Source organism: Candidatus Poriferisocius sp., from assembly GCF_965204015.1.
Lineage (GTDB): Bacteria > Actinomycetota > Acidimicrobiia > Acidimicrobiales > Bin134 > Poriferisocius.
Genome location: NZ_OZ241965.1, coordinates 1,184,338 through 1,197,814, shown reverse-complemented (window position 1 = coordinate 1,197,814; position 13,477 = coordinate 1,184,338). Strand labels below are relative to the sequence as shown.

Sequence of the window (13,477 nt, the reverse complement as noted above, 5' to 3'; positions counted from 1 at the left end):
CGCTCTAGTCTCGCGAAGGTGAGCGGGCATCCCTTTCGCGACAAGGCCGCTATCGCGGGGATCGGAATCACCGAGTTGTCCAAGAACTCGGGGGTGAGCACCCTCACCCTGGCGCTGCGGGCGATCATGGCCGCGGTAGAAGACGCCGGTCTGCGCCGGGAGGACATCGACGGGGTGGCCTGCCACCAAGTGCAGGACTCGATCACCGCCTCCATCGTGGCCCAGTGCCTAGGGGTGGACGACCTGTCGTGGTATTGCGACCAGTTCGGCGGCGGCTCCACCTCGCACTCGGTGGTCGGCCATGCGGCCAGCGCGGCCGCCCTCGGCCACGCCCGCCACATCGTGGTGTGGAGGTCGATCAACGCCCGGTCCGAGCACCGCATGGGGGGCACCGGCCGCCCGCCCCCGGCCATCGTGGAGACCCAGTATCAGCACCCCATCGGCTGGGTGACCCCGCCCCAGTGGTATGCCATGTTCGCCCGCTCCCACATGAACCGCTGGGGCACGACCTCAGAAGACCTTGGCCGCATCGCCGTCCAGCAGCGGGCTAACGCCGTTCACAACGAGCGGGCCATGATGCGAGCCCCCATGACCATGGACGACTACTTCGCCTCCCGCTGGATCGTGGAGCCATTCCGGCTGTTCGACTGCTGTTTGGAGACCGATGCCGCCGCCGCGGTGGTGATCACCACCACCGAGCGGGCCCGCGATCTGCGCCAGCCTCCAGTGCTGATCTCGGGGATGACGTGGGGCGGCGGCCACATGATGCACAGCAACCGGGTGCAAGACGACTGGACCACCTCGATTGCCGCCAAGATGGCCCGCCGGCTTTACGACATGGCCGGCGTCGGCCCCGAGGACGTGCAGTACGCCTCGCTCTACGATGCCTTCACCCATCTGGTGCTGGTCCAGGTGGAGGACTACGGGTTCGCCCCCAAGGGAGAGGCGGCGGCCTTCATCGCCGACGGGGGTACCGCACCCGGTGGCCGCGTCCCGGTGAACACCCACGGCGGATTCCTGTCGGAGGGCTATGTCCACGGCCTTAACAACCTGCACGAAGCCGTTCGCCAGATCCGGGGCACCGCCGGGCCGTTTCAAGTGCCCGATGCGGAGGTGGCCATGTCCACCGGCCAGCCCGGCTATGTGGCCGGCAACTCCTCGGCCCTCATCCTGCGCCGCGATAGCTGACCCGATCGGCGCGCTCTTGACGGGCGGTGTACCAGGCCGCGGCTGCTGCGGCCACCAGCAACAGGGCGCTCAGCCCGGCCCAGTGACTGAGCAGGTGAAAGCCGACTGCCTCCACCGCTGCGCCGGCCCCCAGGCCGGCGACCGCCCCACTGGTGGTCATGATGAAATCGGCGCCCCCTTGAACCTCCACTCGCTGATCAACCGGGAAGGCGCCGGTGAGCATGGCGCTGCCCGCGATCAGCCCGAAACTCCAGCCCAAGCCCACCAACATCAGGCCGACGAACATGCCCAGGCTGTCTTCTGCACTGGTGTGGGCCGCCGTCTCGGCCCCGATACACAGGGTCACCCCGCCCAAACCGATGATCAGATGAGACCCCATTCGGTCGACGAGCCAGCCCACGATGGGGGAGAAGGCGTACATCCCGATGACGTGGACCGAGATCACCAAGCCGATCACCTGAAGCCGGTGGTCGCCGTTTTCCATGTGGAGCGGCGTCATGGTCATGACCCCCACCATCACGGCCTGGCCGGTGAGCATGGCGATGACGGCCAAACGGGCCGCGGGCACGGTGGCGATTCGGCGCCCTACCACCATGGGAGAGGCGGGGCGCACGGGATCGTCTCCGATCGTTCCCAGCACCTCTAGCGGGTCGGGCCGCAGCCAAAGCTGGGTGGCGCTCAGGCCGATGATGAAGAGCGCGGTGCCCAGCAGGTAGGGGCCGGACAGCTCCGGAAGGCCGGCGAATCGGGCCAGGTCGGCCGCAGGACCCAAGGCGATGGTCGGGCCAAGGGCCGCTCCGACCGTGGCCGCCCACACCAGCATCCCAATAGCCCGAGCCCGACGGTCCTCCGGGGCCAGGTCGGCTGCGGCAAAGCGGGCCGCGAAGTTGGTGGCATTCCCCGCGCCGACACCGAGGATTCCCACCACCAGCAGCGGATAGAAATCGGCCACCGCGGCCACGAACGCCAGCGCAGCCCCGACCGCCCCGATCGACCACCCCGCCACCATTCCTCGCCGCCGGCCCAAACGGGCCATCCGTCGGGCCAAGGGCACCGTCGCGAATACGCTGCCCACCTGCATCGAGGCGACCGCCAGCCCGGCCAGCGTCTCGCTCCCGGTGATCTCCTTGCCCAGAACCGCCGCGGCGGAAAACGACGATGCCATGGCCGCGGTGGTGGGAATCACCGAAGCCATCAGCGTTCGCGTCGTTCTCTGATGGGCTGCCGCCCGCTCTATTGGCATGTCAACGCAACTGCATCCACTTCGTCCCCATCACAAGAAATGCCGGTCGAAGACTCGGGCAAGACTTGGGCTCACTCTAGATGGGGAGTGTGACAGTCTGGAGCCGATGACTGCGGTAGATCGCCCGGCCGACCAGGCCCCCAAGCCCCGGCCCTATCCCGAGCGGGACTCGGCGCCGTGGTGGGAGCGCATCAACCAGCACCGCTTCGAGTTGCAGCGCTGCGACCGGTGCGGCGCGTGGCGGTGGCCGCCCCGGGCCATGTGCGGGCGCTGCGCCTCCTTCGAGTACACGTGGACCCCGCTGTCGGGCCGGGCCACGGTGGAGAGCTGGGTGGTGAACCACCACGCCTTTTTGCCCGGGTTCGCCTCCCCCTACACCGTGGTACTGGGCCGCCTCGACGAGCAGGACGACCTGTGCCTGCCCGCCACCTGGCAAAGCGACGATGAGCCAACCCCCGGACAACCCATCGAGTTGGCCTTCGAAGACCACACCGACGACGAAGGCCCCTTCACCCTCCTCGCCTGGCGCCCGGCCTGATCCGCCGGTGGGAAACCCCGACCCATCCAACTTAGGCGTCTGTTCCTAGGGGGAGACGTTCAATCCGGTTCTTGTGGACAGCGTAAATGAAGGGTCCTGGCTCTTGGCACGCTTGGGTGATCGCGTCGATATTGTCCAAGTATCGAGATGCCATGTCGGCAGCATTGAGTTGTTGGCTAGATAGACAGAAGCAACGGACAGAATGGGCCGTCACGACATCTCGCTCTCGTCGGTTGTACCGAATGCGAGCGTCCTTCATGAATACGACCCAATCCTGGGAACTTGACAGTTCAAGCCATTCTTCGTCGGCAATGTCCTCATCCTCAGGCATCCCGTAGTGCTCTGCCAGAGTTGTCAGCCGTAGTCCTGCGGCGCGCAGCAAGTCAGGGACTTTGATCCGTCCCAAGCTTCGGTCAAGAAAGAGGTCAGGCAGCCCGTCGGGATGTGGCACGGACGACGTCCTCGAGCTGATGGTGCGGAACGCCGAACTCTTCGCTCAATTCCTCTAGTGATTCGCCAGCCCAAAAGCGCTCAAGCACATCAGACACACGTGCGCCACCGCGCTCAAAGACAGGAGAGCCGAATGACCTGCCAGGATCGGCAACGACCTCCGCCCCCCCGTAGGCCGGAACCCTGATGAGGGAGGCGTAGCCGTCTTGGCCGTATTCGATACGTTTCAAATACTGAAGGATGACCGCGGCAAAGACCCGCTGGCCGTTGCGGATGACGACAAGGTCGCTGGTCCTAATGTCCATACCGGCCTCGTGGCTCCGCTCCGCGTAGTCAAACAGCAACTCGGCGCCATCGGTGTACAAGCGCTGAGAGGCCAGTGCGTGGTCAATCCCAATCTGTTCTTGAAGCTCTTTGAGCGCTGGGCGAACTCGCTGCATAGGCACTCCGCTCCTGCGGATGGCCGCGAGCACAAGCCCTTCGGCCAAGCCAATGAAAGGAATGGAAGGTGCCCTGAATGCCCTGGTCGGTAGAAAAGTGAGCACAGGTTCACCAGAGACCTCAGGACGGTCGGGAAAGCGCCGCACGTAACCCTTGGCCCAGCTAGCAAAAGTCGAGGCAGGAACATCCACGATCCGCGCCGCCTCTCCAATCGTGTAGAGCGGCACGTCGAACCGGGGGTCATCTACGAGTCTCAGAGCCTGCCTCCTTCCTTATAACGATATTGCAGCTCATCTGTCATTTCGTGGCGGGATGATTCTAATGAGTCAGTTGATGTCGCCATCTGGTTGTCCACAGCTCTATATGAAGTAAGCGAGATCTGGAGTGCTGAGGGTGGGGACGACGGTGGCGCGGTCGAGGTAGCGGTTGCCGTGTTCGCAAGATGTCTCGGGGACGAACATGCAGGCGTGGCAGGCGGCGTGGTGGAGGGTGTCTTGGGCTTCGTCAGCAAGATGGTCGGCGCACATCGGATCAGTGGAGCACAGCCCGGCTCGGCTGAGGGCATCGCGCAAGGTGGAGGCCAGGCGGTCGGGTTCGGCTAGCGCCACCAGCCCGCCCAAGGTGCCCTCGCTGTCGGGGGAGGCGGTGTACAGCAGCACGCCGGCCATCGGGTCGCCCTCGTCGGGCGTGCGGCTGTAGAGCCGTTCGCGGAGCGAAGCGGTGGAGTAGCCGCAGTCCAGCGCAACCTGGTGGATCAGCATGTGGGCCAGCGAGTGCAGCAGCAGGAAGCGGGCCCGGGGCTCGGCTAGCTGAGGTTCGAGCCCCCGACGAGTCCGCCAGCCCCGGTGAGCCTCCACGATCTGCTGGTAGCGAGGGTCCATCTCAAATCTGGTTTCCCAGGCCTGAACTTGCGGTTCAGATAATCGGATCAGCAGCCCTTCCCCCCTGGTTTCAGCAGCCGGAAGCCATGTAGGAGACTCGGTCCACAGCGGCGCAATGCGAGTTGCAACTCCAGCGTCATCGGGGCCGTCGATCCGGGTGAATCCGCACAAGGCGATCACTTCCCGCAGGCGGTCTACCGCTATCGGCGTGTCCAGGGTGTTCTCAAACCCGCCGGGTACCGGAAGATGGCGAACCTTGAAATCATCTGTCTGCAAGGGTTCCGGGTTGGCGAATGCCCGCCATTCCGGCCCCCGCAAGTCTGCTTCCTCGGTCTCGTCCCCGTGGTCCTCGTTACTAGGTATACGAATGCGGCGACGCTCAATGGTCTCCCAGATGTCGTCGGGGTCGTAGTCCAGCAGCCAGAGGCGCTGCTCCTCGCCTCGGCCCGCTCGGAGGCGGTTGAACACGTAGTCGAGCACTACCCGTTCTTCTATGTCGAGTAAATCGTCCCAGCGCTCCTCCACCTTCCGGTCTATCTCGTCGGTATGACTGGCATCGGTAGGAATGGTTAGTGCGGAGCGAGAAATGGAGAACCACGAGTTGGACGCGCCCAGCAACAGCGCCCGGGGCGACTCCTGGCAGCCGTCCTCAAACTGGTGGAGGTGGGGGTGGCGGCCCCGGCATCGGGGGAGGTTCCGCCAGGCTTGGTCTCCGAAGGCCTCATGGGCCATCCGCTGGGCGTCGCAGGACTTGCAGATAACCCGCACATCGGCGGCCCGGTTGGCCTGTCCGGCCTCCCGCAATTCCAACACAGGTGGGCCGTTAGGACACGACCCGCCTTGATGGACATATTCGACCCAGGGGAAGTCGTCGAGATGCCCATTAGCGCAGGCCACCATGAACCGAGTGGGCACGACATGGGGGCGGCGCCCCTGGCACATGTCGTGGTACCAGTACGAGCGGTCGGGCCGGTAGCGGTTTACTTCCAGCGAGAAGAGTCGATAGTCCACTGGGGCCAGTCGGCTGCACCCGGTGCATCGCATCCAGCGGGGGAACGGGAAAACCGGTACCCCGACCCATGCCCACTGCTGATAGGGATTCGGCGACTCCTCCATCCACGGCGGGCTCCGCAACTCGCTCACTCGGGCGCACCCCGGCAACGATCGGACGCTGTCCAGCAATCGGGCTTCGGCGATGAGGGCGGTGTCGTGGATGTTCCAGCCGTCGATTCCACCAACCACAACGGACATGGAGGGAAGATCCACCACAGCACCGGGGCCGAAGGTGTGGATCATCTGGGAGGGACGCAGGCCACCGATCCGAGTGGGTTCCGGCGCACGTCCCGACGATGAGCGGGTTTGGCTCATGGGGATGCCTCGGCGGATTCGTCGAAGGGCTGCGCCGCGGCTATCGACTCGTCCACTTCATCATCCTCGGCCACTGGGCTGTGGACTTGAAGGGCTGTGGGCTCGGGCTGGCCGAGAATGATCTCCGGCTGGCTTATCGACTCGTAGGTGGGGTCTTCAGTCTCGATTTGAAGATTGATCTGGGACTCGGTGTCCCGCAGTGAATTAGGGCAGGTCCACATGGTCCAACCGCCGGACTCTGGCCCCTTCAGCAGCGACACTTCGTCGCGGAGGCGAGCCTGATAAGCCAGGTACGGGCGAAGCGATTTCTCCCGCTCCCACTCGTCGAGACGCTGGCTGGCCATCATCCGTACCAACTCGCCGGCGCTTGGGCTATTGGCCACTGCCTCGGCTCGCTCGGACAAGTCGGCGACATGGGAGGAGATGCGGGGGTCGTCTGGTTCGAGCAAGCGGGCGGTGTCATTGGGGTTCCATACCGTGTCGTGTTGGCGGATGGATGCCACCAGCACACCGGTCAGGCCTTTGTCCAAGGCTCGCTCGGAGAACGGGGTCACCGACAGCGGCTCCACATGGCGATAGAAGGTGGCGTGATAGTGGGAAAATGTCTCGTAGTGGGATAGGTCTCGCGGCCGAGCCCAGTTGTACAGGGTTATGACCAGGCCCGGGCCGTCGTCGCTGCGGCCAACCCGAGAGGTGGCCTGGATGTACTCGGCGGTGGCCTTGGGCTGACCCACAACCACCATCGAGCCCAGCCGAGGCACATCCACGCCGACCGACACCATGTTGGTAGCCAGCAAGAGGTCGAGCGGGCGGTGGGCAGACTCTTCGTCCTCCCGCCCGGGATCAAACGTGTTGAACAGTCGGCGGAGGATTTGCTTGATGTCCTCTGATGACACCCGAGAGGTCAACTCCTCCAAGATGACCCGGATGCGATCGGCCAGACCAGGGGTAAAGCGGGTTCGCCGCAGCTTCGACCGCAATTCGTCTTCGGCCATTCGGCGCATTCCCGCCAGTTCTCTAACGGCGTTGAAGTAACCGACGGTGGTCATCCACGGATCCACCTGTCCACCCTCATCGCCCAGTTCTTCGTACATGGCCTGGGCTGCGGCCATGAGCGAGGCGAAGACCCGCAACTCAACCTGCTTGAGCCGCTCCCCATGGGCACATACGCCCAGATACAACCGTCCCGGTGCCTCATCGGTGGGGTCGATCTGCTCGGCGAAGAATGACCGCCGGACATCGAGCACCGGAGGTGGGAACACCCGCAGCTTCCGCCAGAACAGCGCCCAGGCTTGTTGGCCAGCCCTCCGGACGGTGGCGGTAGACGCCACCACCTTGGGTCGGACCTGCTGGCCTTTGTATTTCCAAGTAGCCAAACGGTCGATTGCAGCCTCATACAGCCCGGCCATCGTGCCCAGCGGCCCTGTCACCAGGTGCATCTCGTCTTGGAGGATCAAGTCCGGGGGTCGCAGACGGGGTGAGACATCGACGGTCGACGCCGCGGGCAATTCCCCGCGGGCCACGTGCTTGTTGCTCTCTTGCCAGTGATTCCGGTGGCGCTGGTCAAGGTCGGGGTTGCGATAGCCGTGACGCTCGCATCGCTGCTCCACTCGGCCGAACAGAGTGGCCAGTGCCCCGTTCCAGGGAAGCTGTGCGAACTTGTCGATGGTGGCGATCACGAATGAGGGAAGCAGTCGGTATACCTGGGTGTCCACGGTCACCACCGGGATGCCCTCGCCCGGTGCTTGCTTGGCGGTGAACGAGCATTCCGGATCACCGCAGAACACCAGAAAGCGCTGGTGGGGCTCGTCGTAGCGGCAGTCTTGGCCACCGCTGAGCGCGTAGCCGCACCACGGGCACTCGGTGAGCTGGAGCGGGGTACCGGCACCGCTAAAACCCCTGCTCCGGCTGCGCTGTGCCTCTACCCATTCCTTGGCTTCCCCATCCTGATTGGGCGTGACCCCGCCGCCCACCCACATGCCCAAGCGGAACGGCACACCCTCGTATCGGCTGTCGGACACTGCTCGGTGTTGACGCAGCAATTCAGCCGCGCAGACCAGCGTGGCGGCTCGCTGGAACTGCTGGGCGGTGAGCAGCCGCAGCGTGTAGCGCATAATCACGGCAACGCCGTCGCGTCCGTCCACCGCGTCTTCCCCTTCGCCCACCACCCCCTGAAGTCGTCGGATGGCCAGGGTGTAGGCCACAAGCCCCAGGTAGGCCTCGGTCTTGCCGCCCCCGGTGGGGAAGAAGAGAAGATCGGCGAGCGCAGTGTCGCCGCTGCGCTCGGGATGGCCGGGATCGGTGAGCGAAGGCAGGCACAGCAAGACGAATGCGAGCTGGAAGGGCCGCCACGACCGGTTAGCCGGAATGTCCGCGCTGGCCAGCGCCTCCCGCAGCGACAAGTTGGGGTCGTTGCGCCGCGCGCCGACGGCCACGCTGTGTACTCGTTGACGCGACATCGCCTGATTGGCGAATCGGAATGCGTCCAAAGCGTCGGGGTTGTCTTGCAGCAGCGTGATCCCGTTCCGAATCGCGTCGGCCACTCTTGTCGCCTCGGCAATTGCTGCCGCGGCGGCATCATGGTGGCCGTCCAAGTTCTCAGCTCGGTTGATCTCGTCGTCCAGCCAAGCCCGATAGCCGTCGGCCAGAGGCATCAGTCCGTTGGCCAAATCGTCGACATCCAGTTCTGACAGCGTCTTCATGTCGGTAATGAGCCCGGAGAGCTGAGGCGTGCTGTGCGCGTCGGGGGCTTCTGTACGGCCCACTTCGTGGCGCGGCAGAGTTGCCGTTCCCACACGGGTGCCTCTACGGGTGCCTGGCTCGCGGTGCCAGCCGACGCCCACCCCGTGGCCAACAGCCAGCTCCACCTCGTGGCGATAGGCCATGTCAAGCTGGGCGGTCTCCTCCCGCTCGGCCTCCGGCACCGCGGCTGCCACGTGCAGAGCCTCCCGCCCGCAGAACACCGCCGAGTTGTCGGGAGCGGTGAGGTCGAGGCTGACCTGAAACAGCCAACGCTCGTCCTTGTTGATGCGGACGGGTTCCTGCTCATTGCACAAGAACACTGTCACCAGCAGCAGTTCTCGGTTGGCAGCAGGAGCGATCCGGCCCCGCAGCACCACCCCGTCGTCGTTCACGGGGATCGGGTCGATACTGCCCTCCTGCATGGAGACCGACACCGTGAGGTCGATTGGCAACCGCTGCCACACCCGGGCGGCGGTGCCATCGTCTCGAAGTTCTTCCTCTCGCGTGTACTGCCCCCACCGACATCGGGCTAACAGTTCATTCGTGTCGGCGGGCACAACCGCGGTGAGCCCAATGCAGGACTGGGCCAGCACTCGCTGGGCCACTCGGCCGTCGTGGCTGCCCCGGGCGGGATCCTCATCGCCAGTGCCGGGGTCGTCGGTGCGCTCGGGATCGCGGGCCACTGTTCCCTGTGGGGCCAGCTTTCCCACCAAGTAGCGGTCGTTCACCCGTCCGGGCGGCGCCCAAGTGCCGTCTTCCCGCTGGAAGCCGCGAATTATCTCGTCTGCCCCGTCCAGCGGGCCACGGAGGTCGGCGCTGACTCGCCGTACCAACTCGGTGCGGATAGCCGCTGGCTGCTGTGCCCAATCAGGCAGGGCGGTGGCGTTCACCGGGGACTCTGGCAATTGAATTCGGCCCTACAACTAGGACTGAGCCGCGACTCTGGTGCCGTACTTTTGGCGGGCAGCCTGCTTTGAGACCCCCAGCATCTCCCCGATCTGCGACCAGGTGACCCCTCGCGTGCGGGCATCGGCAACCGCTCGGGCCAGAGCTTCGTTGACCCCTTCCTGTTGGTTGATCCATACTGCAACCGCACCCATCGACTCCAAGGGGGCGGGCTTGAGGTCTGCTGGATCGACCTCCTCAGCCCATTTCTCGAGAGCAGCCAGTTTCTCGGCCAGCCATTCCTCGCGAACTTGGCTCATCTGCTCCTCCTTGATTGCAGAAACTTCCGCCGGGCTGGCATGGCATGGATGATCACTGCGCCATCGGCACCCTGAACCACGACGATCTCGAGGGGTTGAAGACTCATAGAGAGTCCAATATAGGCCGCAACTGCCAGGTGCCCCAGAACGGCAATACCCCGGACGCATGCCTCAAGGCATTCGCGGCTCCGGGGAATTGCGATCAGGGTACAGTGGCACCCAGTGGACTACAACTGTCGCATTGAAGGCGCGTGAGGCACTATGAGTGCCCACCCTCCCCTCCTCAATGGTGAATCGCTGCGCCAGGAACTGGAACTTCAACGCTGGCGTGGGGACAGTGGGAAGTACGAGCCGCGAACCGCTGAAGAAGCCCGAGAGATCCTCCTTCCTCAGATCGAGAATGCCCGCATTGAAGCGGCTTCAATCCCAGACCGGCTCAGAGGTGAACGCGTCGTCGTCGAGACGACGTTGTTGCCCAACTACCTCGCTCCGTCTTGTCACCCCTTGGGCCTGCTTGCGTTTGTGGAGGCGATGAGCGTTGGCTCCCGCTACGCCGAGGGTCTCCTTGAGACGAGGACTCGGACCAAGCAATCGCCTACTCGAAGGCTCATCTTGGCAGTGGCCGACGACGGACTGGAAAAGCTCCAGAGGTTGGTGACGAACCGAGGGGGGAGGACAAGATCGGGACGGCGCGCGTTCGAGGACATCCGCACCCTCAGTGATTTTGGCTTGCCCGAACGGGACTCAATTCTCTTGACGACGGATTTCGGGGATGGCGGGTCCGTGACTGTCGAATGCGTGCTGCACCCAACGGGCAGCAACGCTATTGGCGACCCTACCCCGGCTGGCGACGACATCATTGAGAAGTGGGGAGCGCTGGTTGAGGCGTTGGGCGGAACGCCATACTTCGATTTCATCCGGACTGCAAGCGGGCTGACATTCGCGCCCGCTCGAGTCCACTCCGCCAGGGCTCGGGAACTGGCCCGCTTCAATCCCCTCCGAGCGGTGCGACCCATGCCCACAATGAGGCCGCTGCCTGCCGTAGGGCCCGGAGACACCAAGCCACGCATTCTTCCTCCCGATCTTTCGTTGAGCTGACCTTGCGCCCAAACGCGCACCGGTTCACGTTCACCCGCACCGACAAAGAGGTGACACATCACTTGGACCAAAAAACGAGGTCCGGTCAAGCGCACTTTGACCACGGTCCGAAAGGCAGTTCGCCGCATAATTCGCCATATCAGACCAGCTGGCCGGGGGAGGTCACGACAAGGCAGACGAGTGTGATGCTGCCCTCATCCAGCACGGTGGGGGTGATTCGGAACCATTCGCCTCATAGCTCGCTGCCTCCCGCGTAACTCGACTCAAGGGTCAGGCAATGCTCACCGAACCCTCCCCGCCGGTTAGCGGGGAAAGCAGCATCAGCTTTCCAATTTGTGGCCTGCCCTGGACCGGGTGGTTATGGCCAGCGGCTCGAATGTCTCTTGTACAGGGGATTCTTATGTCTTGGTGGTGGACACCGTGAGTAGGCGGAGCCAGCAGGCGATTTGGAACAACACGACGAAATCAGCGTCTGAGGCGTTGTCGATTAGTCCGTGAGCGACCCTGTTTCGGAGGTTCAATGAGGTCACCTCCACCAATGTGCCGCGAAGGTACCTGCGCTCTGACTCGCCAAGTTTGCCCTCAAGTGACGACAGTAGGGCGCCTAGGCTGAGCACTCCTCCGGGCAGCCCGCGTTTCATGTCTGCGTGCTTGGTCACTCGGAGCCCGCCGAGATGGCATGCGTTGCGGATGATCCGCTCGAGACGCGGGACAAGGACCGCGACAGCGCTGTCGGGATCGCCTTGCTGCCAGAGCTCGACTGACCGGGCCATGCGCTCGGCTACTGCCTGCTCGATGAGTTGGGTGGTAAACAGCCCGGTCAGGTTTTCGACCGAGATGGGGTACCGGGACACGATCCGCCGTAAGGCCTGTTGACCATGCAGGTGAGCGAAGAACACAACCCTTTGCTGCTCGTATCGGTACAGGTCGAATTCCTGTTGGCTCTCGGGGCCAGACACCTGCCATAAGACGCTCTGGTAATCGCCTATCACTTGCTGGGACGCCAAGCGCTGGAACGGATACTCGCGGGCCAACTCCTCGACAAAGTCCCGGTTCTCTTCAACATCGCCTGACGGGATCTCTGATCCGAACCGCCCAAGGGCCGAGTCCAGGTCGTCGTCTCCGACGATGGCCGTGACCCACTCTTCGATAGCTTCCCCGTCAATCTCGGTTTCGACTTGGGCTTTGCCAAAGTCCATTTCCTCCCAGCTGATCGCCTCAATCCGGGTGGCAATATCTTCATGGGTCGCAGTCAAGCCCTTGGACGCGGCGAGCTCTGCGGCCTTCCGCAAAAGAGCGTGCCTGCGCAACCCAGTCGCACAGTCTGCCTCCGCTACGTAGCTCTCTACCTGCTGTTCCCAGATAGCGGCGCGCTCCTCAGGGGGGCGCATCTGTGCATGGATCTCCAGCAAAGACTCCATGGTCCAGGGATCATCCCCGTAGACATCCAAGGCTTCGCTCACGAGTTGCTCTGCTGCCGGGTCTTCGCGGGCGGCCAACAGTTCGAGAATCGGGAAGACGACACCGGGCTCTTGGGTCCCCCTGCCAAGTGAGCGCTGCGCCATCTCAGCCACTGCCCTCACAACCGGCCCCTCCTTGTCGGGCTGATTGAGTAGGCGGCACAGCTCGAGCGCTCGGATCAGGCCGTTCCGCAGCCCAATTCGGTCATCCCACTCGACTTCGGACGTTGCCACGTAGCTCTCGATTGCCAAGAGTGCCCATAAATGCGGACTGGCACCCTCCCTGACTTCCCAAAGAAGGTCGGCCAAGCGGGCCCGGACCATTGGGTGCGTTTCCGCTCGGGCGCACCGGCCCCAGAGCTCTATGACATCGGGGCTGACTTCTCCCAGGTCTTGGGGAACTCGGAAAGGCTCGCCGGACTCGAGAGTGCCCTCGAACATCGGCCCGAACGGGCCGAACAACTGCCGGCCCTCGTCGTCAGAATCGACAATGAACCGGAATTGAAGAGCGACTACCAGACCCCCTACCGGATCAGAGTCAGACAACCCGCCGCCCAAGTGCCTGGCGAGACCGGACAGCGACACATACTTGCCCAACTCCGACATCTCCGAGATCGCAGAACCAATCCTCGCTGCTATCGCAGGGCCGTCCTGAACATCATGATCGCTGCGCCCGTCGCCTGTCATAAGGCCAGTAAATCACACTCATCTAATTTGACCTCGTGAATTTTCTGTCCCACATGCACGGCAAAGCAAACATCAGCGCGTCAGCAAGCCTCGTCCCATCGCACCTCTCTGACCTGGCAGTATGCCGAAGTCCATTTCAATATCAGCTAAAATCCGTTGCGGATCGAACTTCCGGG

10 protein-coding genes are annotated in these 13,477 nt (G+C 63.8%); 3 read left to right on the top strand and 7 right to left on the bottom strand.

Features of this window, described 5'->3' with window-relative positions; translation table 11 throughout:
- Positions 1–18: 18 nt before the first annotated feature.
- Complete coding sequence (locus tag ACOGJC_RS05460; protein WP_419847501.1) at positions 19–1,188, top strand: thiolase C-terminal domain-containing protein; 1,170 nt, start codon at positions 19–21, stop codon at positions 1,186–1,188.
- Here ACOGJC_RS05460 and ACOGJC_RS05455 read toward each other — a convergent pair.
- On the bottom strand, positions 1,166–2,383 hold the full coding sequence (locus tag ACOGJC_RS05455) for an MFS transporter (RefSeq protein WP_419847500.1): 1,218 nt from the start codon (positions 2,381–2,383) through the stop codon (positions 1,166–1,168). The genes ACOGJC_RS05460 and ACOGJC_RS05455 overlap by 23 nt on opposite strands.
- 154 nt (positions 2,384–2,537) lie before the next feature.
- On the opposite strand from ACOGJC_RS05455, the gene ACOGJC_RS05450 reads away from it, so the two are divergent.
- The gene (locus ACOGJC_RS05450) at positions 2,538–2,969 is read left to right on the top strand and encodes a Zn-ribbon domain-containing OB-fold protein (RefSeq protein ID WP_419847499.1); all 432 of its coding nucleotides are present in this window, start codon (positions 2,538–2,540) and stop codon (positions 2,967–2,969) included.
- Positions 2,970–3,000: 31 nt separating this feature from the next.
- Here ACOGJC_RS05450 and ACOGJC_RS05445 read toward each other — a convergent pair whose 3' ends face one another.
- The 5 genes from ACOGJC_RS05445 to ACOGJC_RS05425 all read right to left on the bottom strand — a co-directional run bounded on the left by ACOGJC_RS05445 (position 3,001) and on the right by ACOGJC_RS05425 (position 10,056).
- The gene (locus ACOGJC_RS05445) at positions 3,001–3,420 is read right to left on the bottom strand and encodes a hypothetical protein (protein ID WP_419847498.1); all 420 of its coding nucleotides are present in this window, start codon (positions 3,418–3,420) and stop codon (positions 3,001–3,003) included.
- Complete coding sequence (locus tag ACOGJC_RS05440) at positions 3,395–4,087, bottom strand: DUF433 domain-containing protein (RefSeq protein ID WP_419847497.1); 693 nt, start codon at positions 4,085–4,087, stop codon at positions 3,395–3,397. Before ACOGJC_RS05440 ends, ACOGJC_RS05445 begins: the two co-directional genes overlap by 26 nt.
- Positions 4,088–4,219: 132 nt before the next feature.
- Positions 4,220–6,109 carry a DrmB family protein gene (drmB, locus tag ACOGJC_RS05435; protein ID WP_419847496.1) on the bottom strand — a complete coding sequence of 630 codons (1,890 nt, stop codon included), beginning with the start codon at positions 6,107–6,109 and terminating at the stop codon, positions 4,220–4,222.
- Positions 6,106–9,756: a DISARM system helicase DrmA gene (drmA, locus tag ACOGJC_RS05430; protein WP_419847495.1), complete on the bottom strand. Its 3,651-nt coding sequence runs from the start codon at positions 9,754–9,756 to the stop codon at positions 6,106–6,108. Before drmA ends, drmB begins: the two co-directional genes overlap by 4 nt.
- 18 nt (positions 9,757–9,774) lie before the next feature.
- Positions 9,775–10,056, bottom strand: a complete 282-nt coding sequence (locus ACOGJC_RS05425) for a hypothetical protein (protein WP_419847494.1) — start codon at positions 10,054–10,056, stop codon at positions 9,775–9,777.
- A gap of 261 nt (positions 10,057–10,317) precedes the next feature.
- Between ACOGJC_RS05425 and ACOGJC_RS05420 the strand changes: the two genes are divergently transcribed.
- Positions 10,318–11,154 carry a hypothetical protein gene (locus tag ACOGJC_RS05420; RefSeq protein ID WP_419847493.1) on the top strand — a complete coding sequence of 279 codons (837 nt, stop codon included), beginning with the start codon at positions 10,318–10,320 and terminating at the stop codon, positions 11,152–11,154.
- Positions 11,155–11,552: 398 nt separating this feature from the next.
- Here the strand turns inward: ACOGJC_RS05420 and ACOGJC_RS05415 are convergent, their stop codons facing one another.
- Complete coding sequence (locus ACOGJC_RS05415; RefSeq protein ID WP_419847492.1) at positions 11,553–13,220, bottom strand: DUF4209 domain-containing protein; 1,668 nt, start codon at positions 13,218–13,220, stop codon at positions 11,553–11,555.
- Between the last annotated feature and the right edge of the window lie 257 nt (positions 13,221–13,477).

Excerpts from the sequence above, each read along its gene's own strand:
- ACOGJC_RS05415 (WP_419847492.1), bottom strand. The coding sequence starts at position 13,220 with ATGTCGGAGTTGGGCAAGTATGTGTCGCTGTCCGGTCTCGCCAGGCAC.
- ACOGJC_RS05450 (WP_419847499.1), top strand. The coding sequence starts at position 2,538 with ATGACTGCGGTAGATCGCCCGGCCGACCAGGCCCCCAAGCCCCGGCCC.
- ACOGJC_RS05455 (WP_419847500.1), bottom strand. The coding sequence starts at position 2,383 with ATGGCTTCGGTGATTCCCACCACCGCGGCCATGGCATCGTCGTTTTCC.
- drmB (WP_419847496.1), bottom strand. The coding sequence starts at position 6,109 with ATGAGCCAAACCCGCTCATCGTCGGGACGTGCGCCGGAACCCACTCGG.
- ACOGJC_RS05425 (WP_419847494.1), bottom strand. The coding sequence starts at position 10,056 with ATGAGCCAAGTTCGCGAGGAATGGCTGGCCGAGAAACTGGCTGCTCTC.
- ACOGJC_RS05420 (WP_419847493.1), top strand. The coding sequence starts at position 10,318 with ATGAGTGCCCACCCTCCCCTCCTCAATGGTGAATCGCTGCGCCAGGAA.